Origin of the sequence: Thalassospira sp. MCCC 1A01428, from assembly GCF_002115825.1 — a bacterium.
Taxonomy (GTDB): domain Bacteria; phylum Pseudomonadota; class Alphaproteobacteria; order Rhodospirillales; family Thalassospiraceae; genus Thalassospira.
Genome location: NZ_JFJZ01000004.1, coordinates 100,509 through 127,425, shown reverse-complemented (window position 1 = coordinate 127,425; position 26,917 = coordinate 100,509). Strand labels below are relative to the sequence as shown.

Sequence of the window (26,917 nt, the reverse complement as noted above, 5' to 3'; positions counted from 1 at the left end):
ACTTTCGGCTGGAAAATTGAATAAACACCAGCCGAAAGCCTATTTTCCCACTGACCAAACTGCGAGATCAAAATGTATCTGAAAATGTTCGATCTGACCGGACGCCGCGCCTATGTCACAGGGGGTGGCCGCGCCATTGGTCTTTCCTGCTGCGAGGCACTTGCAGAGGCAGGGGCACATGTGGTTATCGGCGACATCAGTGCAGAAGTTGCCGAAGAAGGCCGCGACTACCTGAAATCCAAGGGCTACGATGCCAGCATCGACCTGATGGATGTCACCAACCCTGACCAGGTTCGCACCAGTGCCGCCAAACAGGCGGAACATGGCGGGATTGACATTCTTGTCAACAATGCCGGTATCGCCCGTTCGGAAACCCCGGCTGAAACCGTGGCCGATGAACATTGGCGCAATGTCATTGACGTAAACCTGAACGGTACGTTCTGGTGCTGCCGCGAATTTGGCAAACAGATGCTGGAAAAGAAACGCGGTGCCATCGTCAATATCGGTTCCATGTCGGGCTTCATCGTCAACAAGCCGCAGGAACAGGCCTATTACAACGCATCAAAGGCTGGCGTGCATCACCTGACCAAATCACTGGCCGCCGAATGGGGTGCCCGTGGGGTTCGCGTTAATGCCGTTGCACCAACCTATATCGCAACGCCGCTGAACGAATTTGTCAAATCAAAGCCGGAAATGTACGACGCCTGGATCAGTGGCACGCCGATGGCACGCCTGGGTGAAACCCACGAAATCGGGTCTGTCGTTCTGTTTTTGGCATCTGATGCCGCAAGCCTGATGACCGGTTCCATTGTTTTGGCTGATGGGGGCTATTCCTGCTGGTAAGGAGGCAGGGTTAGCCGACGATCACATTGTCCTGAAACTCATTTGTGATCGGGTCAAAACAACGGATGAACGGGGCGTGGTTGTGGGACCTACGCCCCGTTCGCTTTTACAGGACCACTTTCAACGCATGTGATTTATCATCGTTTGATCACATCTGATTGCACCCAAAAGCCCCCCATCGCCAGGCACTGATGAGTAGGCAAACGACGGCGAGGATCCCAGCCCGCCTGCGGATCGCAACACCGGCTGAAATTACAGTATTTTCCTTACGCCATCGCCCGTTGCCCGGCGAGACGTTTGGAAAACCCGTTCATTTCCGTTATGTCCACCGCGTCCATCTCAAGGAATTGCGCCAATTGATGCAAATGTGCATTTAACTGTGCCGCGACATGATCGGTATCACAGCCCGGTTCGGCATGGGCCGAAAATACCCGCAACAATTTGGCTTGCCGGTCGGTTTTCAAATCGACACGGGCAACAAAATTCCCATCAAGCATAAAGGGCAGCACGTAATAGCCATATTGCCGTTTTTCCGCGGGGGTATAAATTTCGATACGGTAATTAAAACCGAAAATCCGTTCTACCCGATCGCGTTCCCACATGACCGGATCAAACGGCACCATCAGGGCTGATGGCGTTGCCCGACGGCGTATTTTAGCATCAGGCGCAATAAAGCCCGGCTGTTGCCACCCCTCAACCAATGCCGGAATCAAATCGCCATTTTCAACCATTTCGGCAACACGGGCCTTGGCATCTTCGGTTGGCAAGCGAAAATATTTTCTTAAATCGGCAATGGTGGCAACGCCCATGGCAACAATGCCCTTTGCTATCAGGGCGCGCTGGGCCACATCGCGCGGTAATACAGGCTCATGTGCGACGTCGCCAATAATACGGTGGGGCAAATCATATTCACGCTCAAACGACCCCCGCCGTTTGCGTGCCATGACCTGCCCGCTCCAAAACAGATATTCCATCGCCGTTTTGGCCTTGGTCCAGCCCCACCACTGGCTGCCGCCTTCGCGGGGTTCTTCATTTAAGGCACTGGCAGCCGTTGTGCCTTCGCGTTCCAGATGGCGCAAAAGACTGGCAACAAAATCGGGTTCATCACGTGCAATGGCCGCCATTCGGCCCCACATCCCCTCGCCGCGCAGGGCATCTTCCATCCGCCAGCGATAAAGCGGGTAATCCTCCACCGGGATCAGCGATGCTTCATGGCCCCAATATTCAAACAATTTGCGTTGTTTTGCCGTGCCCCAGCTTAACTGGTCCAGCAAGGCACGGTCATACACACCGAGCCGGGAAAATACCGGCATGTAATGTGCCCGGCTTAGCACATTCACGCTGTCAATTTGCAGCATGTTGGTTTTGCGGATCATCTTCATGATGCGGCGCCGATCCACCGGGCGCACGGGATCCGGTGTTTCAAAACCCTGCCCGTCCAGCGCCAGGTGGCGGGCCTGTTTTGCAGAAATCGAAACGGGTTTTAGCTCGGTGACATCAGGCATGGCTTCCCCAAAGAAAACTTTTTCCGATCATACGATCAATTGGTTGAGCCGATGCTATCACACCCTGCTGACAATTTTGGCAGGAGCTTTTCTGTTTTTGTTCTTCGACACGGCCATAAAAAAGGGCGGGCAAAACTGCCCGCCCCAAAATAGGAAAACCCGGATCAGCCGCCAAAGCCCAGCTTGGGTGGTGTTATGCCATTGGCACGACACGCCGCAATCAGGGTGTTATTAAGCAGGCAGGCAATGGTCATGGGGCCAACACCGCCGGGAACCGGGGTAATGGCACCGGCAACCTCAACGGCGCTGGCAAAATCAACATCACCCACCAGTTTCATTTTGCCGTTTTCGCCTTCAATGCGGTTAATCCCCACATCAATCACGGTGGCACCCTTGGCAATCCAGTCGCCGGTAATCATGTTTGGGCGGCCCACAGCGGCAATAACAATATCGGCACGACGGACTTCATCGGCCAAATCGCGGGTGCGCGAATGGGCAATGGTCACGGTGCAGTTTTCTTTCAGCAGCAACTGTGCCATCGGCTTGCCAACAATATTGGACCGGCCCACAACAACCGCCCGCTTGCCCGACAAATCGCCCAGCGTATCTTTTAGCAGCATCAGGCAGCCATAAGGCGTGCAAGGAGCAATGCCATCGCCGCCTGTTGCCAGCGCACCGGCATTGATAATGTGAAAACCATCCACATCCTTGGCCGGGTCAATCGCGGCCAGAACGGCGTTTTCATCAATATGTTTGGGGACGGGCAACTGGCACAAAATGCCATGCACATTGGGGTCATTGTTTAACTGGGTAATGATCGCCAGCAAATCTTCCTGGCTGGTTGCCGCCGGAAGTTTATGTTCATAGGAATTCATGCCGCATTCAAGGGTTTGCTTACCCTTGTTACGCACATACACCTGGCTGGCCGGGTCTTCACCCACCAGCACCACGGCCAAACCGGGAACAACGCCGTGGTCGGCTTTCAGCTTGGCAACTTCGCTGGCAATATCACCGCGCAGTTTTGTGGCAAATGCCTTGCCATCAATAATTTTTGCACTGCTCATATCTAATCCTCGCCCGTCCATAGATTGATTTGCGCCACAATCTGCGCTGCATCACCGGTAATGGTCAAAACCTTGTTACGGTCGGTCTGGCCGCTAACAATGGTAAATGCCGATTTAGGCCACCTGGCCGTTTTTGCCAGCAACTTAACCAATGCGTCGTTTGCTTTACCATTTTCCGGCACGGTGGTTACCATTGCCTTCAAACGTACCTGTCCGTCTGCGTCCTGATATAGTCCACCCACATGATTACGCGATGCCTTGGGTGTCAGCCTTAAATACAGCCGAACATCCTTGCTACCGGGTAAAATTTCACCTGCGGGTTTTGCTATCATTAACGTGCCGTTATCAACAGGACAAAGGCGACGTTAATACATCATCTGTGCGAACAATTCGAACATCAGGCTTTTAAGAAAGCTCAGCAACAAAATCAGCACGACAGGTGACAGATCAATGCCCCCCATATTGGGCAATATCGCCCGAATTGGTCGCAAGGCAGGCTCGGTAATCCGATACAGAAAATCCCCAACCATATAAACGAAACGGTTACTGGTGTTGATCACGTTGAAAGCTACCAGCCAGCTCAGGATTGCCTGAAGAATCAGACACCAGATATAAAGGCTGATTACTGTGCTTATCAGCATCAGGACAGACTGCATTACCGCTCCTTCTTGTTGTCGGGCCCGTGCCGGTGACGGAAACCAATTTCATCGCGAAGGTAATGACAAGGACACAGTGGCGCAAGCGCCAAGCCACCCAAACGGGCGGATTTGGTCAATTTTCCTTGTATTTCCAATCAAAAATCAGAACAACCGGCCCTGTTTGCGCGCCCAGATAGCCACAGCGACCGGAATGGTCATGGTTATGGCAATTGCCATCACGCTCATTGCCATGCCCATCCCGACCGATCCCTGCTCGAACTGCCGCCAGATAAACAACGCGACCGTCCTGGTTCCGATCGGGGCTAACAAAATGGTTGCCACCAGTTCGCGCGCCGCCACAGCAAAAACCAGCAACATGGCAGCCAGAATACTGGGAAAAATCAACGGCATCAAAATGCGAAAAAACACCTTGATTCCGCCAGCCCCGGCCACCCGGGCGGCATCTTCCAGGCTGACACTGACCTGTCGCAGGGCCGCATTGGCATAACGCACCGGATAGGGCAGCAACAAACAGCAATAAGCCAGCACCAGAATACCAATGGTATTATAAGGGGTTATTGGCAACCACGGCTGGTTCCATGCCAATATAAGGCCAACTGCCACCACGACACCGGGAATGGTATTGGGCATCAGCGTTAGAAAATCGAGGATGCGCGACGACACTGTGCGCTGGCGCACCACGACATAGGCCGTCATCGTACCTAAAATGCCCGTAATCAGCGCAGCACCCAGCCCCAGCGACAGGCTGGTGCCCAGAGCCTCCATTGCACCGCCGGAATTTGCAAAAATTTCGGTGAAATTATCGGTCGAAAAATTATCCGCTGCCAACCCGCCAGAAATAGTCCGGGTCGATGCCGTTAAAATCACCGATAAAATCGGCATTACAGCACCCAGGAAACCAATAACGGCAAAAAACATTACCACCGGTATCCGCCATGCCCCCAGTTCAGCCGGGCGGCTGGCACCGGGTTTGCCCGAAACTGTCTGAAAATCGCGGCGCGAAACAATGCGGTTTTGCAAAACAAAGGCCGCCATCGCGATTAAAACGAGAATAACCGACAATAGCGACGCACCGGGCAAATCAATCGGATAATCCGACAGACGTTGTTCAATACCGGTTACCAGCACCAAAAATCCACTGCGGGCCGCCAATGCCGCCGGTGTGCCAAATTCTTCAATCGCCATGGCAAAAACCAAAAGCAGGCTGGCGGCAATGGCCGGGGTCGTCAGCGGCAAGGTGATCCGCCAGAACGACCGCATTGGCGGGCAGCCCGACACACGGGCCGCCTCAAGGTAACGCCCGCCAATCGAGGCCACCATGCGCGACACCGCAAAATAGACAACGGGAAAAACATTCAGCGTCATGACAAAGACGACGCCCCAGAATGAAAAAAGAAACCCGCCAAAATTAAGACCGGTGATTTGTTCCAGATACCCGCGCGGCTGCAACGCCATAATCCAGCCAAGGGCGGCTATATAGGGCGGAATGGTAAAGGGCACCAGAAACACCACATCCCACAACCCGGCAAAGGGAATACGAAACAGGCCACGCAAAATACCCAGCGGCACCGCCACCAAAGCCGACACCAGCACAACACTGCCGCCCAGCATCAGGGTGTTTAACGTCCAACTGATCAGATGTTTGTCAAAAAGCGTTTCGACAAATCGGGAAAACGGATTGGCAAAAATACCCCGCGCGATATCGGGGAAAATAGCCTGCAACACCACAAACAGCAGCGGAAACGCCACCAGAAGGGTCAAAACAGGGGCAACGGCGGCAAAAATCATGCCGCCGTTGCCAAATACTCGCGATTTCAAAGATGTCAGGCGCACATCGGGCCTATTATTCCAGACCAAAGGTTTTGGTGAAGCGATCGAGAACAGCCTTACGGTCGGTTTTCGGATCAACTTCCAGAATTTTCAGATCCGCGATCAACGGACGGTCGGCTTTGACATCGGAACGGGCCGGCATCAGCTGTGTTTTAGCAACCAGTGCCTGACCGGCATCGGACAATACATAATCGATGAATTTTTTGGCATCGTCCTGATGGGCCGAGGTTTTTAAAATCATCATCGGACGCGGGGCAATCACGGTCCCGCTTTTCGGGAACACCACTTCGATGGATTCGCCTTTGGCCGCCTGTGCCAGGCCAATATAATCAACTGCGCCAAAAACAACGGCCTTGGCACCTTGCAAAACCGGGTTCAGAGCCTGGGCATTGGCACCGGGAACAATCATTTTGTTTTCAGCCAAACCTTCAAACAGTTTCCAGCCCAGATCCGGCTGTGCTGTCAGGGCGGCTACCAGTTCATAGGCCGAACCGGACTGTGCAGGGTCGGGCATCGTGATCAGGTCGCGATATTCCGGTTTGGTCAGGTCTGTCCAGTCTTCCGGTTTTGGCGTGCCGCTTTTCGGGTTCCAGGCGATGGCCAGGGCCGAAATGCCCTGCGCGACATAACCCGGACCTTTCAGAAAGTCAGGAACGTTTTTGGCATTGGCGCTGGTGTAATCCAGCAGCATGTCTTTTTTGGCAAAGCTGGTGGCGGTTTTCCACGATGCCGAAATAACAATATCGGCAACCGGGTTCGAGGATTCAGCTTCCAGGCGCGCCATCACCTTGCCGGTGGTTGCCTGAAACACGTTTACATCAATCCCGCTTTCATCCTTGAAACCGGCAGCCAGTTTTTCAATCAGGCTACCCGGGCCAGCGGTGTACACGGTAACACTTTGCGCCATGGCCGTACCGGAAAGTGCCAGGCAAGCAAAACCGGCCAGCAAAGCAGTCTTAAAGCTTTTCATCGTAGATATCCCCATTTTACGCGTTATGTGTATGGTCGGTCTGCACGTCTTCATGCGGAAACCAGAAAGCCCGGTCCCACGAAATATCAAGGTCATGGATGGTGCCGTCGCCCAGGCGTGTCGTGCTGAACATTTCCAGCGAAATATCGTTGTCAAAGCGCATCTGCACGGCATAGCCATCCCCCCGGAACATGCTATGTACAACGGTGCCACTTATGGCATGTCCGGCAGCGACCCGATTTCCACCGTTTGACGGTAAAAGAGCGGACCTTGGCAAAAACAACTGGCCTGATCGGCTGCCGTTTACCAGCCCGGCGGGCGGGCTTAATCGACGCGCCCCACCGCCGATCATTAAATCGCCCCCCTGCACGTCGGCGGGCAATACCAAACCCAGTTTCAAAAAATCGACAACAATGGGCGAAGACGGATTGCCGACCAGTTGTTCCGGTGCGTCAATTTGCAAAATGTTGCCGCTGTGCAAAATTGCGACACGATCGGCAATGGCAAAGGCTTCGCCGTGATCATGGGTTACGTAAACCGCTGTCATGCCCAGCTTGCGCAATAAGGACGCAATATCGACCACAAGGCTTTCGCGTAATTCACGGTCCAGGTTGGATAAAGGTTCGTCAAACAAAACAAGGCGTGGCCGCGATACAATCGCACGTGCCAGCGCCACACGTTGTTGCTGCCCGCCCGACAATGTTCCGGGCTGACGATCTGCCACATGGGCCAGGCCAACCATGCCAAGGGCTTCGGCAATGCGGGTATCGCGCTCGGCACTGCCAACATTTTGCATTTCCAGCGGAAAGCCCACATTTTGTGCCACTGTCATATGCGGCCACAGGGCATAATCCTGAAATACCATGCCGATCGACCTGCGCTCGGGCGGCACAAACGTTCCGCCGCCGGCATCGGCCACCAGTTGATCACCAATATGGATTGATCCGGTGGTTGGGCGCGATAACCCGGCCAGTAACCGCAACAAGGTTGTTTTTCCACAGCCCGACGGCCCCAACAAGGCAACTACCTCGCCCGGGGCGACGTTTAAATCAATGGTTTTAAGTACGGTATTGCTGCCGAAACGTTGTGAAACGCCGGTCGCAATTACCGGGGAACCGGTTTGCAGGGAGGGGTTTTCAGCATTGACCATGGGGGGCGAACGGACTTTTGTAATTTATTGACCGCCCAAGGATTTATCACGCCGAATTTATTTCAATTTTTAATATTCGGTTGCATTTTCATTGCACATTTATGTCACTCCACCCCAAAAGGCAAAATTGCACAACATTTGGGCAACCCGGCCGTTTAAAGGGTTGAACAATCGTGAATTAGGCCCTGTTCCGACCCCCAAATATTGCTATGCTGCCTGTCCATTGCCCGCAACCAAGGCCCATCCATGACCGACAGCATAAAACAGGCCAACACTCCGGCTGGTACACCTGCACCAGCTGCAAATGCAGAACCGCCGCGATGCCAATGGGCGTTAACCCATATCGATAAACCGTTTTATGTTGCCTATCACGATCACGAATGGGGCACGCCAGTACATGATGACCGGCATTTTTTTGAAATGCTGATACTGGAAGGGGCGCAAGCGGGATTAAGCTGGCTGACGGTTTTATCACGGCGCGAGCAGTACCGGGCGGCCTATGATAATTTCGATGTGCAAAAAGTCGCCGCCTATGACGATGCCAAACAGGCCGAATTACTGGCAAACCCCGGCATCATCCGCAACCGGTTAAAAGTTTCCAGCAGCGTTGGCAATGCCCGTGTTTTCCTGAAAATCGTCGAGGAATTTGGCAGTTTTGATGCCTATGTCTGGCGGTTTGTCGGCGGTGCGCCCATCGTCAATCACTGGCAGAACCACAGCGACGTTCCCGTTACCACCGATGTCAGTGACGCCCTGTCAAAAGACCTTAAAAAACGCGGTATGCGGTTTGTGGGATCAACCATCATCTATTCATTTTTACAGGCAACCGGCCTGATCATGGATCACACTACAAACTGTTACCGGTACCGCGATCTAGGCACCTGAAACCCGAGATGTCAGCCTGCCCGCCCTGCCGCTGTCATCCTATCCCCAATTCCAATGCACTGGCGGCATCCCGGCCACAGGGGAGCGAAAGCTGGCAATTTTCCCGTCATGAAGGCAGCCCAGATAAACTGTGCGTAAATCGGGCCCGCCAAATGCCACACTGGAAACATTGGCAAGGAAACGGCCCCGCGATTCCGACATGTGTTCGGCGCCAAAACGACCGGCAAGAAATGCCTCCTCGACGAACTCAACCCGTTCGGGATCGCTGTCTTCAAGCAAAATTTGCGGATCCTCGCCAGGGACCACCCGGATCAGCCGATTGCTAATAACACTGGTCAGCCAGATTGCCCCGGTGCTGTCAAAGGTCAAACCATCGGGAAACGTCCCATGACCAAAGCTTGCCACGACCTCGCGCTTTCCCAGCGTGCCATCTGCGCGCAATGCCAATCGCGTCAGACGGCGACCAAACGTTTCATTTACATAAAGCCATTCCCCTGCCGGATCGACGGCGACCTCGTTGGTAAACCCGAAACCATCCGCCACAATCCGGGCACCATGCTGATCGGCGACAAAAACAAAACCGTCATCTGCGTCAAGCCGGTTGGCGCGCGTACGTGGCTGTAACCGGGTACTAACCGTGCCCCAAATCCGGCCTTTGGCATCAAGGGCAACAAAATTACAGGGCAATAGTGGTTCGCCATCGACCTTGGTAATAAAGGGCGTTACCTGCCCGTCCGGGGTTATTCGCCAAATACCACCGCTATCGGCCAGATTGGCAGCAAGAAACGACCCGTCACGCATCAGGGCAATGCCATTTGGCAAAAGTGCGGATGAACCTGGTGCTTTTGGCTCGCCAATAAAGGATTGCTGACCATCCGCGCCCAACCGGACGATGCCGCCGCGCCAGTCACATACAAAAACGGATCCCGACGCTGTGGCCAAAACGCATTCCGGGCGTTCAAGCCCCTGACCAAGATAGGTTAACCGGGACGGATCGATTGGAAATGACATGGTTCGGGTAACCTCGCAAACTCACGCAAAGGACGTGATGACAAAATAACAATTTATAACAAGGCTTTAATATGCGCCTAACGATACAAAGCCGTTGGCAGCCACATCGAGAATTGGGGCACAAAAGTAACCAGCATCAGCACGATCAACAGCGGAACGAGGAAGGGCATGGTGGCACGCGCCGATTGCTCGAAGGTGACATTGGAAACCTTGGCAAGCACATAAAGGACCATGCCGACCGGCGGCGTTAACAGGCCGATCATTAAATTTAGCACCATAATCACGCCGAACTGCACCGGATCAACGCCAACGCCAACAGCAAGTGGCAACAAAACCGGTACCAGAATTGTAATTGCCGCCACCGTTTCCATAAAACAGCCCACCACAAACAGGATCAGATTGATCAGCAGCAAGATTGCGATCTTGTTGTCGGTCGTCATCGAAATCATGTGGGCGAATTGCTCGGGCACGCGATTTTCGGTCAAAATCCACGAAAAAATCGACGCGCTGGCGACAACGAACAGGATCACAACGGTGGTTTCCATCGATTCCCGGCTGACCGCGACAAAACTTTTCCAGCTCAGGTTACGATAAACCACGGTCCCCAGAAACAAGGCCCAGGCAACGGCGGCAATTGCAGCTTCAGTCGGGGTGAAAATACCCAGCAAAATGCCACCAACAATCAATAACGGCGTCATCAGCGACAGAAAGGCGCGCGAAAAACTATGGGCCAAAAGCCGCAAGGCAAACCTGTTGGCCGGGGTGTAACCGCGCTTTCGCGCATACCAGGCAACCATCACCATAAGGGCGGCAGCCATCAAAAGACCCGGCACCATGCCAGCAGCAAAAAGCTGCCCGATCGAGGCCGAAGCCAGAACCCCGTAAATCACCATCGGCAAACTGGGCGGAATAAGCGGCCCGATTGTCGAGGATGAGGCGGTGATCCCGATTGAAAAGTCGGTATCATAGCCGGCATCGCGCATTGCCTTGATCTCGATCGCCCCCAGCCCGCCGGCATCGGCAACCGCCGCCCCCGACATGCCGGCAAACAAAACCGAAGCCCCGACATTCACATGCCCCAGGCCTCCGCGCATCCAGCCCACAACGGCGGTCGCAAATCCAAAAATCCGCTCGGTAATCCCGGTCGAATTCATCAGGTTCCCCGCCAGAATAAAAAACGGTACGGCCAGCAAAGGGAAGGAATCAACACCACCGACCATCCGGTGAATAACCACCAGCCCCGGAATATGTCCGGAAACCAGAATATAAATCAGCGACGATCCCGCCAGTGACAGGCCAATGGGCAAGCCCAGAAAAATGAACACCGCCAACGCAGCAAACAAAAGAATAATCAACGGAAGGTCTCCCGAAAAGCGTGGCGCAGTTCAGCGTTCGCTGTAGCGTTGCCTGATATTACGGCGCGCAATAAAAAGCGTACGCACGGTCATCGCGCCAATGCCAACAGCGACAGTCCAATAAACAATCCCCATCGACATATTGATGGACGTCATGGGCTGATTGCCCATCGCATTGGCCAGCTTGATCGCGAAATAGGTCAGCGCCCCAAGGATGACGATGCTGAACAGGTCAATCAGCGCGTGCATCACACGGCGGACCGGGGCGGCAACAATCGTATGAAAATAGGTCATGTTGACATGGGCGTGACGCCTGACCGCCGCTGCCGCCCCGATAAAGGTCATCCCGATCAAAAGGTAGCGGCCAATTTCCTCGGTCCAGCCAAAGGAATCGTTCAAGGCATAACGGGTAAAGAACTGCAAAAAAATAACCGCCCCGGTTACCCAGAAAAACCCCAGCCCCACCATATCCTCGACCCCGAGGCGGGGTACCGGCGCATCCTTAACAACGGTTATTCCGTCTGTTTCACCCGATATCGCAAATGGCGGTTCGGGGTGCCCCCGCTCAAAGAGCGAGGACACAGGTGTGCGTTTTTTGTCGTCCATTTTCTTTACCCCGGCACATTCCCAAAAGATCTCGTACCATTGAGCACCATAATCAGGTGATCAACTGGACTTTTTCATAATCGGACTTGCTCCACGGCACGTTGTCGCCAGTCAGTTCCGGGATCATCTTTTTGCGGAAGGCTTCGCGATCAACCTCATCAACCGAGACATTGTATTTTGTCTTGAAATCATTGATCAGCGACATTTCAGTAGCACGCACCTCGTCGGTGCATTTCGCCATCGCTTCATCGAAAACCTGCGAAAATATCTGTTTGTCTTCGTCTGAAAGCTGCGACCACAACGAAGAACTGGTCATTGCGACCAGAGTATCAATCATATGGCCGGTCAGCGCGATATGCTTTTGAACTTCATAGAATTTCTGGGCAAAAATCGTTGGTAACGGGTTTTCCTGACCATCGACCACACCTTGTTGCAGGGCCAGATAAACCTCGGAAAAGGCAATCGGGGTCGGGTTGGCACCGACCGATCGCGGGAACAAAAGGTAAAGCGGCACATTGGGAACGCGGAGCTTCAGCCCCTTCATATCATCGGGTTCGGCAATTTTTTTGTTCGATGTGACATGGCGCAGCCCGTAATAAACCGTGCCAACAACATTCAGGTTCGAGCGCGTGTTGAATTCGGCAGTTACCTGTTTGCGCATGTCGCTGTCGCGATAGGCGGCCCAATGATCGAAATCGCGGAACATATAAGGCCCGCTGATCAATGCCATCGGCCCATAGGCACGGCTGGCCGTCGGGCTGCCGGTAAAGCCCATGTCAATCGTACCAAGGGTCAAACCCTGATAAATCTCGACCTCGCCCCCCAGCGAGGATGACGGAAACACACTGATTTTGTAACGACCCTGGGTTTTCTTAAGAATTTGATCAGACGCCCACAACACCCATTTATGGAAGGGTTGGCTATCATTAAAGATATGAGCAAATTTTACCTCCTGGGCTGCGGCAAAGGCCCGGGTGCTAAAGCTGCCCGCAGCAAAGGTTGCCGCGGCCGCCATCCCGGCCCCTTTTAAAAACTGACGCCGCCCAACACCCCTAACAGACCCGTTCCGGTTTTCTTTCGACATGAATTCCTCCTGTGTTATTTTTTATCTGCGTCATACTTCTTGTATTTTTCGCATGTCCCGCTGGTTTACCAGTGGCGTTTGAGCTACACTAACAGCGACCTATCAGATAGGTCAACAGGCAAAAGAAGAGACCTGAAGGTTTGAGATGAAAACACGCAGAAAAACGAAGATGAATGAAGCGGTTTCCGCTTCTGGCAAGGCATTGCCGGAACGCCGGGTCAAGCGCCAACGCCTGCACGAGCAGGTCGCCTTGCAAATCGAAGACATCATTCGTGACAATTACAAACCAGGTGATCCGCTGCCATCTGAACGGGAATTCATGGAGTTGTTCGATGTCGGGCGCTCTGCCGTGCGCGAGGCGCTGACCCTGCTATCGCGTATGGGGCTGGTAGTGGTGCGCAACGGCGAAAAAGCCCGGGTTGCAGAACCAACCGCCAAGGCCATGATCGACGATTTATCGGGGGTGGCACGCCTGCTTCTTGCCGATGCCCAAGGGATTCATCATTTTCAGGAAGCGCGCGCGTTACTGGAAATCGGGCTGGTGCGAATTGCAGCACAGCAAGCCACCGACAAGGATTTGCAGGTTTTACGCGCATTGCTAGATGACAATCGCGATTCCCAGGACGATTCCGAAGCCTTCCTGCGCAGCGACGAGGCCTTCCATATCGCGATTGCCAAAATTGGGGGCAACCCCATTTTTACGGCCGTTTATACCGGTGTTGTCGAATGGCTAGACGATCAGCGCAATATTTCGGCCAAATCGCTGGACGGTAACCGGACGGCCTATCAGGCGCATGAAAAAATCTATGCCGCAATTGCCGCCCACGACCCGGTAACAGCCGAACAGGCGATGGAGGACCACCTGACCGCCGTTGCAGAACGTTACTGGCGGATGAAAGCAATTATCGAAGCATAAAAACACAATTTCATGAGGAACGACGGATAAGCATGGCGGGTTCGTCAGCCACCTTGCGATCAGGAAACAGTTGTGTCTGTGCTGCTGCCACGAACCAGCAATCGCGTTTTTAGCAAAACCGGCTCGGCCACATCTTCGCCCGCCAGTGCCAGTTCAGCAGCGATCCGGCCTTTTTCAACCGAATTTTGCGCCACACTGGTCAGTGGGGGTGTGGTGCGGGCACCGCGTGCAACACCATCAATCCCCACCACCCGCACCTGGCCTGGCACGGCACAGCCAATATCGGCCAATCCCTCCAGGGCGCCAATAGCAATGACATCGGACATTGCCAGAATACCATCAATATCGGGAAATTCAGCCATCAGTGCCACCACCTGCGCGCGCACATTTTCCGACAGGTTTTCGCATTCAATATGCACAATATCGGCAACCGCAATTGCGCCATCACGCAGCGCGGCGTGATACCCGGCCAGCCGCTCGCGCACCACACGATGACTAACCGAACCGCGCCGTCGGGCATCCATCAAACCAAACTGCCCTTGTTCGTCGGCCTGAAGCGATAAAATGGCAAATTTGCGCGCCCCGCATTCCAGCAAGTGCCGGGCGGCTGTTGCCGCCCCTTCATAATCATCAAGTACAACCGTCGCCGTCGCCCCCACAATATCGGTATCAATACCAACCATGGGCAGATTACGCCGCCGAATGGCCGCGATAATTTCATTATTGTCAGAATAACAATGCACCAGAAACGCATCGACCGCCGCGTTATTCACCGCGGATACCGCCTGTTCCTGATTTTCGGCCGAAATGATCATCATGTTTACGGCCTGTCGCGCACATTCCCGGCCAATGCCGCGTAACAGCTCAATCGCCACCGGGTCGCTAAAGGCATATTCAAGGTTATCGGGGAAAACGACGCCCAGCGCACCCGCCTTGCCGGTGCGCAACATACGCGCCATCACATGTGGGCCGCGATAGCCAAGGTCGCTTGCAACGGCCAATATCTTTTCGCGCAATTCATCCCGCACCAAATGCGGTTTGCCAAAAGCATTCGACGCTGTTCCCTGGGATACGCCCGCAGCCCTGGCGACATCTACCAGTCGAACCCGTTTTCCCATAAGCCGATATTCCCCCGGTTTGTCTGCGTCATTTTGCATGACACAATCGTATAGTCGATGACATTTTTTTGAATCGGTTCAACATAATATTGACAGATGCCACATTGCATCGCCACAATGCATTCATTGAATCGATTCATTCCGGTTCTTCCCGGCGAATTGCCCCTTGCAATTTGCCATGCCGCGCGCTGTTGGTGTTTGCGGTTTTCCCGGCAATCTCGTATTGCACTTCGATATCCTGCCGCCCCGATTGGGGCGGTTTTTTTTGCGTCGGTTCAAAAACCCATGCCCTTAAATGATGTCCGCATGAAACAGGAAACCATCACATTGCCCCGGGCCTGCCCTTCGTGATTGAGCAAAGACATACGACCCGCCACATAATATAGCGGTGCGAGGGATATATGGCAGGGCATCACGGCACAAGGCGTTAACTGCGACGATCGGCAACGGTTTGACGGAAGGTCAGGTTAATGCGGGGGGATACCGGGCGGGCCGTTTTGGGAATTTGATGAACCCAGTGATGCTGGGTCGCACCCGCCATCACCAGCAGCGAATTATGGGGTAAATCAATGTTAACCCGTTCGCCATTCGTTTTATGGCGCATGTGAAAACGCCGTTCCCCCCCAAATGACAGGCTGGCAATAACCGGGTTTTCACCCAATACATCTTCGTCATCGGCGTGCCAGGCAACGCTATCGCGCCCGTCACGATACAGGTTCAACAATACGGTATTAAAAGTGTGGGCCGATTTTTCTTCCGCCAGTTGGCGCAAAGGTACCAGCACCTTGGGAAACGGGGCAGCCGGGTGATAAACACCGCTATAACGATAGGCAACCTCGCCATACCACGATGTCAGACGCGGCACCGCAACATCCCGCCCCATAATAAACGCCGTTTCCTGCTGCCAGTTCAGGGCTGCGTGCAAGCGCTCAAACACCCGGTCGGCTTCGGCGGTTGGCAACACATCGCGATACAGCCATGCCTCGCCATCACATGGCAGAATGTTTTGTGGTGGCTGGTCGGCAAACAGATCGCGTATCATCCCGTTCTTTCCTGGCTGGAATGGGCAACTTCCATAACAAAGGTTTAGGAGGTTTTGCGCGAAATTTGAAGTATTGACCTGCCATACGACCCTGCCGGGGGTGATGTCCTTCATATTGCAGCGCAATAATTTGACAATCCAGCACCGCAAAAACAATTCACCGAAACATTTCACATAACCTGGCAAGGCACGAGTTTTCTCCGCCCGCCATATTTATTAATGAACAAAAATCAATAAACCATTCATTATCATTATCTTATACGCAGACAGCAAAACCATTATGGCACGCTTTCGGGCTAAAACCCGTCGCAATACCGACACCGTCCATCATGCGACTCCTTATGTCGCGCCGCGAAAACGATTCGGCAGGCCTGTCGTTCTTGCCGTCCAAATTTACAGGTAAAATTGTCGCAAAACACATACGTAAGGTTATAAATACTATTCCCTAAACACAGAACACACCGCCCGTTCGGAAGGTGCTTCGCAGGCAATTTTCTTTTCCATTTGATATCGCGCCCAAAATCCCGCGACATACATATTCTGGCTACGATATTTTTCAACTTTGGATGCCAATAATGCAGGCAGGGGTTCCGGGGGAAAGTCGCCAGACAGCAAGCCATCACAATGGCTGCTGAAGGTTCTAACAGGGGGAATAAAATGTTTCTGTCGAAACGCAACCAGATCGCCGAAAACCAGGCCGCCCTTTCACAGGCGCAGGCCCTGCAGCAGGAAGAAGCGCTGCTTTACAAACACATTCTCAATGCCATTCCCAGCCGTCTGCTTGCCTGCGACCTGGATGGGGTTGTGCGTTATATGTCCTATGGTTTTGGTGAACTGATCTATTCGGGTCGTGGTGAAGCCGCCGCATCGGCCAAAGGCAAACGCATCAATGATCTGCATCGCGTTTTGGGGCAGGACAAATTTCGCAACATTGGCCGCTCGCTTAACCGTTTACCGCTGGAATACCGCGTCCGCATTGAAGAAGACACCATCCTGATAGCCATCACGGTCATGAAAAATGATGATGGCACCCCCAATGGTTATGCCCTTTCTGCTGATATCATCACCGACGAAGTCACGATGGGTAAAAGCTGCGTTGATCTTTCCAGCGAAGTCAGCAATTCCGCCGTTGCCCTTAAAAAGCTGTCGGGTGAACTTACCCAGACATCAGCAACCAGTGCGGATCTGGCCGGTTCCGTGCGCGGGGCTGCCGATAATACCGCTGTCACCGCCCAGCGCGTTGCTTCGGCCTCCGAAGAAATGACCCAGTCGATCAATGAAATTTCCAGCCAGATCGACCGTTTGACCGAAATCGCCAACCGTGCTGTCAAGGAAATGGACCATACCGGTTCGGTCATGAACCAGCTAAGCGAAGCTGTTGATGAAATTGGCTCGGTTGTGAAAATTATTCAGGACATCGCCAGCCAGACCAACCTTTTGGCCCTGAATGCCACCATCGAAGCCGCGCGGGCCGGGGATGCCGGCAAAGGTTTTGCCGTGGTTGCCAACGAAGTTAAAACGCTGGCGACACAAACGGCGCGCTCAACCCGGGAAATCACCGATCGCATCAGCGCCATTCGCGACAATACCAGCCGGGTTGTCAACGAACTGGGCGATACCCGCACCGTGATCGAGGAAAACGAGGAAATTGCCGGTAATCTGGGCGCGGTTGTTGAGCAGCAGCGCTCGGCATCGCAGGAAATTACGGTTAATATTCAGGAAGTCGCCAATGGCGTGCATGTCATTTCACGCGACCTTGGCAATCTTGATGCGCTGGCCGATCAGGCATCGGACCAGGCTGGCCGCCTTGCCAGCTTCTCGTCCGATTTGTCAGGCCATTCCGAGACTCTTTATAACCAGGTTAAGAGTTTGCTAAAGAACGCCGAGTAATCTTTAGCCATCAAACTCGCCCCTATGCGAACCCCGCCAATGTTTTCGTTGGCGGGGTTCGTAGTTTCAAGGCCCCCTTCGGTGCCTCCGGCCTTCACATCCCCGCACACTATATAGGCCAATCGCCAAACTTTCCGTGCTACCGGCATTTTTAAAAAAGCATCTTGCCAGCGTGTCCATATGTCCATATTATTGGACATATGGACACGAATGAAATCATTGATGCCTTTACGGCCCTGTCACAGATCACCCGGCTGGACGCCTTTCGTCTGCTGGTGCGCAATGAACCAAACGGCCTGCCTGCGGGCGAGCTGGCCCGGCTGCTTGATGTGCCCCACAACACAATGTCATCGCATCTGGGGGTATTATCGCGCTCAGGGCTGATCGTCTCGAAACGTCAGGGCCGCTCAATCATTTACCGCGCCAGCCTTGCCCGGATGAACGACATGCTGGGCTTTATGGTCAATGACTGCTGTGCGGGCCACCCCGAACTGTGCCACCCCCTGTTGCAGAAATTATCCCCTGCCCCTTCCTGTAAAACGGACCCGAAAACATGATCACGCTGATTTATCACAACCCCGAGTGCGGCACATCGCGCAACACCTTGGCCATGATGCGCCAGTCCGGTGAAGAACCCCATGTTATCGAATATTTAAAAACACCGCCAACACGCGAAAAGCTGGTGGAACTGATTGCCGCCATGCACATCACCCCGCGCGATCTGCTGCGCCGCAAAGGAACCCCCTATGACGCGCTGGGGCTAGATGATCGCAAAACCGATGCCGAGCTGATTGATGCCATGCTGGCCCACCCCATCCTGATCAACCGGCCCATCGTGGTGACCGAAATGGGCACGCGCCTGTGCCGCCCGTCGGAGCTGGTGCTGGGCCTTTTGCCCAACCCAATCACAACATTTACCAAGGAAGACGGCGAAACGGTCTCCTTTAACGCGCCGACCTAATAATGTCAGACAGCGCTTTAACCGATCTTCCCAATATCGAGGCCGCGAACATGCAGCCGGTTGATTTTTCGTCCCTTGCCGGGGCCGATGGCCCCCGCCACGCGCCGCGCATCCTCGTACTTTATGGCTCATTGCGTGACCGGTCCTATTCCCGGCTGGTAGCCGAGGAAGCAACCCGTTTGCTGCAATGGTTTGGCTGCGACGTTAAAACCTTTAACCCCACCGGCCTGCCGCTGCCCGATGATGCCGGTGCCGACCACCCCAAGGTGCATGAATTGCGCGGCCTGGCCGAATGGTCCGAAGGCATGGTCTGGGTCAGCCCGGAACGCCACGGCGCCATCACATCGGTAATGAAAGCGCAAATCGACTGGATCCCGCTATCGTTGGGCGGGGTGCGGCCAACACAGGGTAAAACCCTGGCGATCATGCAGGTTTCTGGCGGCAGCCAAAGCTTTAATACCGTAAACCAGTTGCGCATTCTTGGCCGCTGGATGCGGATGGTAACCATCCCCAATCAATCTTCTGTGCCCAAGGCGTTTAACGAATTTGACGAAAATGGCCGGATGAAACCCTCCCCGCTTTATAACCGTATTGTCGATGTGTGCGAGGAACTGGTCAAATTCACCTGGTTGACCCGCCACCGCACCCCTTACCTGACCGACCGTTATTCCGAACGGGTTGAAACCGCCGAAGAACTTTCGCGCCGGGTTAATCAACCTTCTCTCTGATCAAGGAACAATCATGCTTGCGCTGCTGATTTTTGCGGTCACGCTTACACTGGTGATCTGGCAACCCCGTGGCCTTGGCATTGGCTGGAGTGCGATGGCCGGTGCCATCGTGGCCCTGGCGCTGGGTGTTGTAAACTGGGGCGATGTCGCCATTGTCTGGGATATTGTCTGGGATGCGACATTCACCTTTGTCGCGCTGATCATTATCTCGCTTATTCTGGACGAAGCAGGCTTTTTTGCCTGGGCGGCCTTGCATATTGCCCGCTGGGGCAAGGGCAGCGGGCGGTTGTTATTTCCGCTCATTATCATTCTGGGTGCGGCAATTTCGGCGTTTTTTGCCAATGACGGGGCGGCATTGTTGCTTACCCCCATTGTGCTTGCCATTTTAACCCGGCTGGAATTTAGCGAAAAATCCGCACTGGCCTTTATCATCGCCACCGGTTTTGTTGCCGATTCAACCAGTTTGCCGCTGGTGATTTCCAATCTGGTCAATATCGTCAGCGCCAATTTCTTCGATGTCAGTTTTTCGCGTTATGCCCAGGTCATGGTGCCCGTCGATATTGTTTCCTTGCTGGCTACCTTGCTGGTTTTATGGCTGTATTTCCGCCGCGATATTCCGCAAAGCTACGCCCTGAACCGGTTGGAAAAACCCGGCCACGCCATTCGCGACCATCAGGTTTTTTATGCGGCCTTTCCCATTATTGCGATTTTGCTGGTGGCCCTGTTTATCACCGCGCACTGGGATATTCCCATTTCGCTGGTCATGGGCCTTGCCGCGCTGATCCTGATCGCCATAGCCGGGCGCTGGTTCACCCGCAAACAAAAAGCGGTTATTTCCCTGCCACATGTTCTTAAAAATGCGCCGTGGCAAATTGTGCTGTTTTCACTGGGCATGTATCTGGTGGTTTACGGGCTGGGTCAGGCGTGGCTCACCAGCTGGGCATCGGGCATTCTGGCAATGCTGGGAACACAAGGCAACGTGGTTGCCACCATCGGCACCGGCTTTGCCGCTGCTGTTTTGGCATCGATCATGAACAATATGCCCGCCACCCTGATCGGCGCGCTGGCGATTGATCAGGTTCATGTCGCGGATTTAACCCAACAGCTGATGGTTTACGCCAATGTCATTGGCAATGATCTGGGGCCAAAATTTACTCCCATCGGCAGCCTTGCAACCTTGTTGTGGTTGCATGTATTGGCGGGCAAAGGCCACAAAATCAGCTGGGGCCATTACATGAAAGTCGGCGCTGTCATCACAACACCGGTGCTGTTTGTTACCCTGCTGGCACTGGCGGTCTGGCTGCCAATGATATCCGCGCCTTAATAGCGAATGTCGATTTCGCGTTACCCGGCAACATCATGTGTTGCCGGGGACGATGATGTTGGGCTGCGCTGGGCGGCAGCCCGCGTTGGTGTGACAAAAAACGGATCAAACGGCGCGCTATCGCGGTTGGTTGTTTCCGCCATTTTGTCCACTTGCTCGGCATCCATCCCAACCGCGGAATAAAGATTAATGGTTTCAATTTCCAGACTGGTCTGGGCATCGGCCAGATCCTGTTCCGATTTGGTCAGGGTCCGTTGCGCATCAAGCACATCAAGGAAGTTTGACAGGCCTTGCGTATAACGCACCCGCGATTGTTCAAACGCTTGTCGATGATGGGCAACTGCCAAAATCAGGCTGTCGCGCTGCGACACCGCGCCGACATAACCAAATATCGCCGATTCAACATCGCTGATCGCGGCCAGCAAGGTTTGGCGATATTGGTAAAACGCCTGCTGGGCGCGTTCTTCGGCCACGGTGATGTTGGCCTTGCGCACCCCGCCATCATAAAGGGTGGCATCAATCACCGCACTGATCGCGGCCAGGGCGGTACGCACAATTGGCCCGGTGCCAAACCCGGTTGCCGCCATCGACAGGCTGCCTTGCAAGGTAAGTTCCGGGTAAAGATCTGCTGTTTGCACCCCAATTTCGGCAGTTGCCGAAATCAGGCCCAGTTCGGCGGCCCGCACATCGGGGCGACGGCGCAGCAAATCGGCAGGCACACCAATGGGCGGGGCGCTGTCAAATTCAGGCAAAGCATCGGCCCGGCTTAATACATCGCGATACGTGCCGGGCTGGGCACCGGTTAAAATGGCAATCGCATTGATCGAGCGGTCGATGCTGGTTTGCAACACCGGCAAGGTCGCCTCGATATCCGCAACCTCGGCCCGTGCGCGCGAAAGGTCCAGATCAGACGCCAGGCCAGACTGCGCGCGCAAGTCAACAATGTCGCGGGTCTGGCGCTGCAAATCGAGCGAATTGCGCAGCAAAAGCTGGCGTTGCTGGGTCCCCCGGAGCGTGATGTAATTCCGGATAATATCGGCAATAACGGTGCGATATACATCTTCACGCAGGTAAACCTGCTGCAAAATATCGGCCTCGGCCACTTGGCCTTCGCGCGCCTGCCCGCCCCACAAATCCGCCGTCCAAGACAGGTTAAATCCCGCATTTGCGCCAAAATCATCCTGATAATTACCATCTTCCTTGGTCGACCATTGCCGTTCGGCACTGCCCCCGCCCGATGCGGTCACCTTGGGGCCATTATCGCCGCGCACACCCCGGGCAACGGCGCGGGCCTCGGCAATGCGGCTGGCGGCAATTTTAAGGTCGATATTGTTGTTAATCCCGTCTTTTACCAACTGGCTTAAAACCGGGTCCGATGTGCTTTGCCACCACCGGGTCAGGTCGGGTTTATGGTCCGCTATTTGTGGCACCTGTGGGCTATAGGTGGCCTTTAAGTCAAATTGCGGCGCTACATATTCCGGCCCGCTGGTGACACAGCCCGCAAGAACCAAAAGCGACAATCCCAAAACCGGGCTTAACATCAAAACTGAACGCATCCGCATCACCCGGCACTCCCTTCATATTCATCCCTGTCGGGAATGGATTGGGCAATGCGCAGTTCGTCTTCCAGTTTTTGGCCGCCATCGGCACGGGCTGCCACCAGCGGGGCCAGCAACAAATACAAAACCGGGGTTAAAAACAGGGTAAACACCGTGGCAAAACCCAGTCCGCCAAAAATAACCCAGCCAATGGCAGCGCGGGCTTCGGCCCCGGCCCCGGTGCCCAGCACCAGCGGCAACCCGCCCAGCACGGTTGAAATCATCGTCATCATAATCGGTCGCAAACGGATCATGGCGGCATCATGAATGGCATCACGCACCGATTTTCCCTGATCGCGCAACTGGTCGGCAAACTCCACCACCAAAATCCCGTTTTTCGCCATCAGCCCCACCAGCATCACAAGCCCGATCTGGCTATAGATATTGATCGATGTATGGCTGATCACGAGTGCAAAAATCGCGGCAGCCAATCCAAACGGCACAGTTAACACCACAACCGATGCCGACATGAAACTTTCAAACTGGGCGGCCAGCACCAGCAACACCACCAGTACCGCAACCAGAAACGTAATCACAACATCATGCGATGTTTCGCCCAATGCCGCCGCATCCCCCAGAAACAACAAACCTGTTCCGGTGGGCACAACGGTTTTAGCGGCATTTTGAATATCAATCACCGCCTGTTGCAGGGTGTAACCCGGTGTCATATTGGCTGTTATCGTTACGGCGCGTTGCTGTCCTTCGCGGTCCAGCTGCGATGCCACCGCTTCTTCATCCAGGTGAATAATCGACGATAGCGGCAATATCCGCCCGTTTTTGCCCGGCACAAACAGGTTATCAAGATCCGACGGGTCGTTAATGGCCCCGGCACTGCTGCGCAATTTTACCGGCACCGTGGTGTCATCGACCGAAAGATCGGTTACTTCGTAGCCGTCAATCATGGCGCGCAGGGTGGTATCAAGGCTGTCAATCGACACACCCAGATCAAAGGCGCGCTGCCGGTCAATATTCACCAGCAACTGCGGCTGGGTGGTTTGATACCCCACCCGAATACCGGTAATATTGGGGTAGTTCTTTTCCAGTTCCTTTTGCATTGCCTGGGCATTGGCCGCCAGATTGTGATAATTGGTCCCGGTCAGGGCAAATTCCAGACTTTCCCCCGAACTGCTGCCACGCAACCCCAATGAATTGGGCTGATAGACAAAGGCCTGCACACCGGGCAGGGCATTTAATTGCCCCCGGATCGATGCCGTAATTTCCTGCTGGCTACGATCGCGTTCTTCCCAAGGCGAAAGACTGGCAATAACCAGGGCGCGGTTATTATCGCGAAACCCGACAATGGTATAAATGTTCTGCGCTTCGCCCCGGTTTACAATCGGCCGCAAAATGTTTTCAACCGCTTCAACCTGGCGGTCCATATAATCAATACCAACACCGTCCGGCCCACGCAGCGACACCAGCAACCGGCCCCGGTCTTCATCGGGCAGCAATTCCTGCTTTACCAGTTTGAACGCCCCAATCGCCAGCACTGCCACAATGATCGAGGCAATCACCGTCATCACTGGAAATTTAAGCACCAGGTCGAGAATGCGTTTATACAGCCCGAAAAAAAAGTCGCCGGTCCGATCCAGCAAATGAAGTTTGCCATCGCCTTTTTTCGGCGCTTCCGGGTCTATATGCTTCAGGCGCGATGCCAAAAGCGGGCACAGCGACAGCGCCACAAAGGACGAAATCGCCACCGAAACCGCCAACACAAAGCCAAATTCGCGAAACAGGCGGCCCGCCGTGCTGGGCAAAAACGAAATCGGCACAAAAACCGACATCAATGTCAGTGTGGTGGCAACAACGGCAAAAAACACCTGCCGTGTGCCCAACACCGCCGCGGCAAGCGAGCCTAGCCCCTGATGCCGTCGCCGCTGAATATTTTCCAGCACCACAATCGCATCATCCACGATCATGCCGGTGGATAAAACCAGTGCCAGCAAGGTTAGAATATTAATCGAAAACCCCAGCATCCAGACCGCGGCCACGGTGCCAATCAACGCAATGGGGATGGTCACGGTTGGAATTAGTGTTGCGGTGAAGGACCGTAAAAACAGGTACAAAACCCCGATCACGATCACAACCGCCAGCACAAGGCTGCGGATCACTTCCCACAGTGCCCCTTCGATAAAAACAGCATCGTCGGAATTAACCAGCACGTTAACCCCGTCAAGCTGGGTATTGAGCTTTTCGGCGGTCGCGCGCACGCCCTTGGAAATTGAAATGGTGTTCGATTGCGCCTGGCGCACAATACCAAGGCCAATCACCGCCCGGCCATCAAGCCGCACATAGGATGTCGCATCGTCGGGGCCATAATAGATATCGGCGACATCGCCCAAACGCACGCCATCGCGCACGAAAATCGCCTTGATGTCTTCGGGTTTCCACACCGATGCATTGGCGCGCACAAACAGGTTCTGATCATTGGAATCAAAGCTGCCGGCCGGAATGTCGAATTTGGCGGTTTCAAGAACACTGGCAATATCGTCAATCGAAAAGCCGTGGCTGGCAAGGCGCAGCGGGTCCACCCGCACATGCAAAACCTTTTCGCGGTCGCCGTTTTCGTTCACCTCGGCCACACCGGGTACTGATAACAGGGCCGGTATCACCTGGTCTTCCACCACATTTGCCAACTCGTCTTCGGTCAAACGGCTGCTAACCACGGCCAGCCGCATGATCGGGCTGGCATCGGAATCCGCCTTGACCACACGAATATCGTCAACCTCGTCGGGCAGGCTGCGCTGTGCGCGGCTTACGGCTTCGCGAATGTCGTTAGCGGCATCGTTAATTTCGACATCGGGCGAAAATTCAATGCGAACCCGCGAACTGCCTTCTTCGCTGGTTGAACTGATATCCTGCACGCCGCTCACGCGCGACGCCGCCCCTTCGATCACGCTGGTAACTTCGGTATCCACCGTTTCGGGCGAAGCGCCGGTATAGGTCGCCGATATGGTAACAACAGGCCGGTCAATATCGGGCAGTTCGCGAATTTCCACCCCGGTCATCGCGGCCAGCCCGGCCAGAATGATCAGCAATGAAATCACAATAATCAGGATTGGTCGTCGCACACTTAGCGACGCAATGTCGTTATTTGCCGACATATCAGGAGCCCCCGTCTGAAGACTCGCTTCGTTGAGCAATGCCCTGCTGGTCGTCCCCGCGAATGGTGGCGGCAACATTCCGCCCCGGGCGCAGTCGCTGCACCCCTTCCACCACAATCAGGTCTCCTTGCGAAACGGGGCCATCGAGCAAGATGCGACCATTGGTCCGCTTGACCACGCGCACCGGCACCCGGCTGGCTTTTTCGCCTTCGATCCGCCAGACATAAGTCCCACCATCGCCCCACAAAACCGAAATTTCCGGCACCGACGGATAGGACTTGCCCGCAATATCGATATAAACCGCAAATGACATGCCCGAACGTAACCGCCCACTGGGGTTGGGGATACGGGCGCGCACGCTAAATGTCCGGCTTTCGGGGTCTACCCGGCTGCCAATGGCATCAACCACGCCTTCGAATTTTTCGCCAGGCAGGCTCCATGTTTCCACGCGCAAGGACTGGCCTGGTTGCACACCACGAAACCGGGTTTCTGACACTTCAAAATCCACCAGCACACTATCAACGTTATCAAGTGTGGCGATCATGGTGGTTTTATCGATCCGGTCACCGGCTTCGACGGCAGGAATACCCATCATCCCGTCAAACGGGGCCAAAACAGTGCGATCATCCAGATCGACCCCGGCCTGATCCAGGCGAATGCGCGCCTCGGCCAGGGCGGTGCGGGCTTCGTCAACTTCACTATCGGAGACAGCCCCCTTGGGACGGGCTTTTTCGTAACGATCCAGCATCTGTTTGGCATCCCGCACCTGAACAGCAGCAAGGTCGCGCGCCAGTTTTTCCCGTGCGGAATCAAGGATCAGCAACACCTGTCCGCGTTTCACCTGGTCGCCTGCATGAACCAGAACGTCTTTAACCTCGCCTGCGACGGGCGGGTAAAGCTGCACCCCCATGGCAGACCGGCCCGTACCCACGGCTTCGACCACCGTATTATCAGCAGTTAAAACAGCATGTTCGGCGATAACAGGCAAAGCCGGGCCCGATGACGCCGGTTTGGCAGGGCTGCCAGCCCCAGTACCACTACCAGCTTCGTTTTGAACAATAATCGGTCCATCACCAGACAGGAACGGCAGTTTGCCATCGCGATAGGCAATCAAGCCACCGCCAATGGCCACCGCCACCACCAAAATCACAATCAGCCTAACCATTCGTGACATCGAATGTCCCGTCCCCTGAATTCAAATCGAGAAAAGCCCCTCAACAGGTTTGAAAGAAATTAAAAACCCGTTGTCCGGTTTTTGAAAACCGCCCTTGGAA

24 protein-coding genes are annotated in these 26,917 nt (G+C 54.4%); 8 read left to right on the top strand and 16 right to left on the bottom strand.

Going from position 1 to position 26,917, the window contains the following annotated elements; all coding sequences use genetic code 11:
• Window positions 1-72 precede the first annotated feature (72 nt).
• Window positions 73-843 carry an SDR family NAD(P)-dependent oxidoreductase gene (locus THS27_RS05005; RefSeq protein ID WP_085588483.1) on the top strand — a complete coding sequence of 257 codons (771 nt, stop codon included), beginning with the start codon at window positions 73-75 and terminating at the stop codon, window positions 841-843.
• Between the two features lie 266 nt (window positions 844-1,109).
• Here THS27_RS05005 and THS27_RS05000 read toward each other — a convergent pair whose 3' ends face one another.
• The 7 genes from THS27_RS05000 to THS27_RS04965 all read right to left on the bottom strand — a co-directional run bounded on the left by THS27_RS05000 (window position 1,110) and on the right by THS27_RS04965 (window position 8,021).
• Window positions 1,110-2,348, bottom strand: coding sequence for a winged helix-turn-helix domain-containing protein (locus THS27_RS05000; RefSeq protein WP_085588481.1), 1,239 nt, complete (start codon window positions 2,346-2,348; stop codon window positions 1,110-1,112).
• Between the two features lie 164 nt (window positions 2,349-2,512).
• Entirely contained in the window at window positions 2,513-3,412 is a 900-nt protein-coding gene (folD, locus tag THS27_RS04990) for a bifunctional methylenetetrahydrofolate dehydrogenase/methenyltetrahydrofolate cyclohydrolase FolD (protein WP_085588477.1), read from the bottom strand.
• 2 nt (window positions 3,413-3,414) lie between these two features.
• Complete coding sequence (locus tag THS27_RS04985; RefSeq protein ID WP_085588475.1) at window positions 3,415-3,744, bottom strand: DUF167 family protein; 330 nt, start codon at window positions 3,742-3,744, stop codon at window positions 3,415-3,417.
• Between the two features lie 33 nt (window positions 3,745-3,777).
• Window positions 3,778-4,068 carry a YggT family protein gene (locus tag THS27_RS04980; protein ID WP_085588473.1) on the bottom strand — a complete coding sequence of 97 codons (291 nt, stop codon included), beginning with the start codon at window positions 4,066-4,068 and terminating at the stop codon, window positions 3,778-3,780.
• Window positions 4,069-4,212: 144 nt separating this feature from the next.
• Window positions 4,213-5,859, bottom strand: a complete 1,647-nt coding sequence (locus tag THS27_RS04975) for an iron ABC transporter permease (protein ID WP_085588762.1) — start codon at window positions 5,857-5,859, stop codon at window positions 4,213-4,215.
• Between the two features lie 55 nt (window positions 5,860-5,914).
• A complete protein-coding gene (locus THS27_RS04970) occupies window positions 5,915-6,871 on the bottom strand; it encodes an ABC transporter substrate-binding protein (protein WP_085588471.1) in 957 nt (318 codons plus the stop codon).
• Between the two features lie 16 nt (window positions 6,872-6,887).
• Window positions 6,888-8,021 (bottom strand): ABC transporter ATP-binding protein, encoded by a 1,134-nt coding sequence (locus tag THS27_RS04965; RefSeq protein WP_085588469.1) that lies wholly within the window; start codon window positions 8,019-8,021, stop codon window positions 6,888-6,890.
• 246 nt (window positions 8,022-8,267) lie between these two features.
• Here THS27_RS04965 and THS27_RS04960 point away from each other — a divergent pair, with 246 nt between their 5' ends.
• Window positions 8,268-8,906, top strand: coding sequence for a DNA-3-methyladenine glycosylase I (locus THS27_RS04960; RefSeq protein ID WP_085588467.1), 639 nt, complete (start codon window positions 8,268-8,270; stop codon window positions 8,904-8,906).
• Between the two features lie 39 nt (window positions 8,907-8,945).
• Here THS27_RS04960 and THS27_RS04955 read toward each other — a convergent pair whose 3' ends face one another.
• The 4 genes from THS27_RS04955 to THS27_RS04940 all read right to left on the bottom strand — a co-directional run bounded on the left by THS27_RS04955 (window position 8,946) and on the right by THS27_RS04940 (window position 12,962).
• Window positions 8,946-9,917 carry an SMP-30/gluconolactonase/LRE family protein gene (locus THS27_RS04955; RefSeq protein WP_085588465.1) on the bottom strand — a complete coding sequence of 324 codons (972 nt, stop codon included), beginning with the start codon at window positions 9,915-9,917 and terminating at the stop codon, window positions 8,946-8,948.
• A 77-nt stretch (window positions 9,918-9,994) separates the two neighbouring features.
• A complete protein-coding gene (locus THS27_RS04950; RefSeq protein WP_085588464.1) occupies window positions 9,995-11,272 on the bottom strand; it encodes a TRAP transporter large permease in 1,278 nt (425 codons plus the stop codon).
• A gap of 30 nt (window positions 11,273-11,302) precedes the next feature.
• On the bottom strand, window positions 11,303-11,878 hold the full coding sequence (locus THS27_RS04945) for a TRAP transporter small permease (protein WP_085588462.1): 576 nt from the start codon (window positions 11,876-11,878) through the stop codon (window positions 11,303-11,305).
• Between the two features lie 52 nt (window positions 11,879-11,930).
• Window positions 11,931-12,962 carry a sialic acid TRAP transporter substrate-binding protein SiaP gene (locus THS27_RS04940; protein WP_085588460.1) on the bottom strand — a complete coding sequence of 344 codons (1,032 nt, stop codon included), beginning with the start codon at window positions 12,960-12,962 and terminating at the stop codon, window positions 11,931-11,933.
• Between the two features lie 169 nt (window positions 12,963-13,131).
• On the opposite strand from THS27_RS04940, the gene THS27_RS04935 reads away from it, so the two are divergent.
• The gene (locus tag THS27_RS04935) at window positions 13,132-13,878 is read left to right on the top strand and encodes an FCD domain-containing protein (protein ID WP_168184829.1); all 747 of its coding nucleotides are present in this window, start codon (window positions 13,132-13,134) and stop codon (window positions 13,876-13,878) included.
• 59 nt (window positions 13,879-13,937) lie between these two features.
• Here THS27_RS04935 and THS27_RS04930 read toward each other — a convergent pair whose 3' ends face one another.
• Window positions 13,938-15,035 carry a LacI family DNA-binding transcriptional regulator gene (locus tag THS27_RS04930; RefSeq protein WP_246832842.1) on the bottom strand — a complete coding sequence of 366 codons (1,098 nt, stop codon included), beginning with the start codon at window positions 15,033-15,035 and terminating at the stop codon, window positions 13,938-13,940.
• A 388-nt stretch (window positions 15,036-15,423) separates the two neighbouring features.
• Window positions 15,424-16,038, bottom strand: a complete 615-nt coding sequence (locus tag THS27_RS04925) for an alpha-ketoglutarate-dependent dioxygenase AlkB (protein ID WP_085588454.1) — start codon at window positions 16,036-16,038, stop codon at window positions 15,424-15,426.
• Window positions 16,039-16,695: 657 nt separating this feature from the next.
• Here THS27_RS04925 and THS27_RS04920 point away from each other — a divergent pair.
• From THS27_RS04920 to THS27_RS04895, 5 genes are all read left to right on the top strand, one after another.
• On the top strand, window positions 16,696-17,928 hold the full coding sequence (locus tag THS27_RS04920; protein WP_168184828.1) for a methyl-accepting chemotaxis protein: 1,233 nt from the start codon (window positions 16,696-16,698) through the stop codon (window positions 17,926-17,928).
• A gap of 200 nt (window positions 17,929-18,128) precedes the next feature.
• The gene (locus tag THS27_RS04910) at window positions 18,129-18,485 is read left to right on the top strand and encodes a helix-turn-helix transcriptional regulator (protein ID WP_085588448.1); all 357 of its coding nucleotides are present in this window, start codon (window positions 18,129-18,131) and stop codon (window positions 18,483-18,485) included.
• Window positions 18,482-18,889 (top strand): arsenate reductase (glutaredoxin), encoded by a 408-nt coding sequence (gene arsC / locus THS27_RS04905; RefSeq protein WP_085588446.1) that lies wholly within the window; start codon window positions 18,482-18,484, stop codon window positions 18,887-18,889. Before THS27_RS04910 ends, arsC begins: the two co-directional genes overlap by 4 nt.
• 2 nt (window positions 18,890-18,891) lie before the next feature.
• A complete protein-coding gene (gene arsH, locus THS27_RS04900; RefSeq protein ID WP_085580076.1) occupies window positions 18,892-19,617 on the top strand; it encodes an arsenical resistance protein ArsH in 726 nt (241 codons plus the stop codon).
• A gap of 13 nt (window positions 19,618-19,630) precedes the next feature.
• On the top strand, window positions 19,631-20,941 hold the full coding sequence (locus THS27_RS04895) for an arsenic transporter (RefSeq protein WP_085588444.1): 1,311 nt from the start codon (window positions 19,631-19,633) through the stop codon (window positions 20,939-20,941).
• A gap of 20 nt (window positions 20,942-20,961) precedes the next feature.
• On the opposite strand, the gene THS27_RS04890 is transcribed toward THS27_RS04895, so the two are convergent.
• Genes THS27_RS04890 through THS27_RS04880 form a run of 3 tightly spaced genes read right to left on the bottom strand, consistent with a single transcriptional unit; the run spans window position 20,962 to window position 26,817 of the window.
• A complete protein-coding gene (locus THS27_RS04890) occupies window positions 20,962-22,503 on the bottom strand; it encodes an efflux transporter outer membrane subunit (RefSeq protein ID WP_246832841.1) in 1,542 nt (513 codons plus the stop codon).
• A complete protein-coding gene (locus THS27_RS04885; protein ID WP_085588442.1) occupies window positions 22,503-25,643 on the bottom strand; it encodes an efflux RND transporter permease subunit in 3,141 nt (1,046 codons plus the stop codon). The genes THS27_RS04890 and THS27_RS04885 overlap by 1 nt, the downstream gene beginning before the upstream one ends.
• A gap of 1 nt (window position 25,644) precedes the next feature.
• Window positions 25,645-26,817: an efflux RND transporter periplasmic adaptor subunit gene (locus tag THS27_RS04880; RefSeq protein WP_246832840.1), complete on the bottom strand. Its 1,173-nt coding sequence runs from the start codon at window positions 26,815-26,817 to the stop codon at window positions 25,645-25,647.
• Between the last annotated feature and the right edge of the window lie 100 nt (window positions 26,818-26,917).

Excerpts from the sequence above, each read along its gene's own strand:
- THS27_RS05005 (WP_085588483.1), top strand. The coding sequence starts at position 73 with ATGTATCTGAAAATGTTCGATCTGACCGGACGCCGCGCCTATGTCACA.
- THS27_RS05000 (WP_085588481.1), bottom strand. The coding sequence starts at position 2,348 with ATGCCTGATGTCACCGAGCTAAAACCCGTTTCGATTTCTGCAAAACAG.
- folD (WP_085588477.1), bottom strand. The coding sequence starts at position 3,412 with ATGAGCAGTGCAAAAATTATTGATGGCAAGGCATTTGCCACAAAACTG.
- THS27_RS04985 (WP_085588475.1), bottom strand. The coding sequence starts at position 3,744 with ATGATAGCAAAACCCGCAGGTGAAATTTTACCCGGTAGCAAGGATGTT.
- THS27_RS04980 (WP_085588473.1), bottom strand. The coding sequence starts at position 4,068 with ATGCAGTCTGTCCTGATGCTGATAAGCACAGTAATCAGCCTTTATATC.
- THS27_RS04975 (WP_085588762.1), bottom strand. The coding sequence starts at position 5,859 with ATGATTTTTGCCGCCGTTGCCCCTGTTTTGACCCTTCTGGTGGCGTTT.
- THS27_RS04970 (WP_085588471.1), bottom strand. The coding sequence starts at position 6,871 with ATGAAAAGCTTTAAGACTGCTTTGCTGGCCGGTTTTGCTTGCCTGGCA.
- THS27_RS04965 (WP_085588469.1), bottom strand. The coding sequence starts at position 8,021 with ATGGTCAATGCTGAAAACCCCTCCCTGCAAACCGGTTCCCCGGTAATT.
- THS27_RS04960 (WP_085588467.1), top strand. The coding sequence starts at position 8,268 with ATGACCGACAGCATAAAACAGGCCAACACTCCGGCTGGTACACCTGCA.
- THS27_RS04955 (WP_085588465.1), bottom strand. The coding sequence starts at position 9,917 with ATGTCATTTCCAATCGATCCGTCCCGGTTAACCTATCTTGGTCAGGGG.
- THS27_RS04945 (WP_085588462.1), bottom strand. The coding sequence starts at position 11,878 with ATGGACGACAAAAAACGCACACCTGTGTCCTCGCTCTTTGAGCGGGGG.
- THS27_RS04940 (WP_085588460.1), bottom strand. The coding sequence starts at position 12,962 with ATGTCGAAAGAAAACCGGAACGGGTCTGTTAGGGGTGTTGGGCGGCGT.
- THS27_RS04935 (WP_168184829.1), top strand. The coding sequence starts at position 13,132 with ATGAATGAAGCGGTTTCCGCTTCTGGCAAGGCATTGCCGGAACGCCGG.
- THS27_RS04930 (WP_246832842.1), bottom strand. The coding sequence starts at position 15,035 with ATGCAAAATGACGCAGACAAACCGGGGGAATATCGGCTTATGGGAAAA.
- THS27_RS04925 (WP_085588454.1), bottom strand. The coding sequence starts at position 16,038 with ATGATACGCGATCTGTTTGCCGACCAGCCACCACAAAACATTCTGCCA.
- THS27_RS04920 (WP_168184828.1), top strand. The coding sequence starts at position 16,696 with ATGTTTCTGTCGAAACGCAACCAGATCGCCGAAAACCAGGCCGCCCTT.
- THS27_RS04910 (WP_085588448.1), top strand. The coding sequence starts at position 18,129 with ATGGACACGAATGAAATCATTGATGCCTTTACGGCCCTGTCACAGATC.
- arsC (WP_085588446.1), top strand. The coding sequence starts at position 18,482 with ATGATCACGCTGATTTATCACAACCCCGAGTGCGGCACATCGCGCAAC.
- arsH (WP_085580076.1), top strand. The coding sequence starts at position 18,892 with ATGTCAGACAGCGCTTTAACCGATCTTCCCAATATCGAGGCCGCGAAC.
- THS27_RS04895 (WP_085588444.1), top strand. The coding sequence starts at position 19,631 with ATGCTTGCGCTGCTGATTTTTGCGGTCACGCTTACACTGGTGATCTGG.
- THS27_RS04890 (WP_246832841.1), bottom strand. The coding sequence starts at position 22,503 with ATGCGGATGCGTTCAGTTTTGATGTTAAGCCCGGTTTTGGGATTGTCG.
- THS27_RS04885 (WP_085588442.1), bottom strand. The coding sequence starts at position 25,643 with ATGTCGGCAAATAACGACATTGCGTCGCTAAGTGTGCGACGACCAATC.
- THS27_RS04880 (WP_246832840.1), bottom strand. The coding sequence starts at position 26,817 with ATGTCACGAATGGTTAGGCTGATTGTGATTTTGGTGGTGGCGGTGGCC.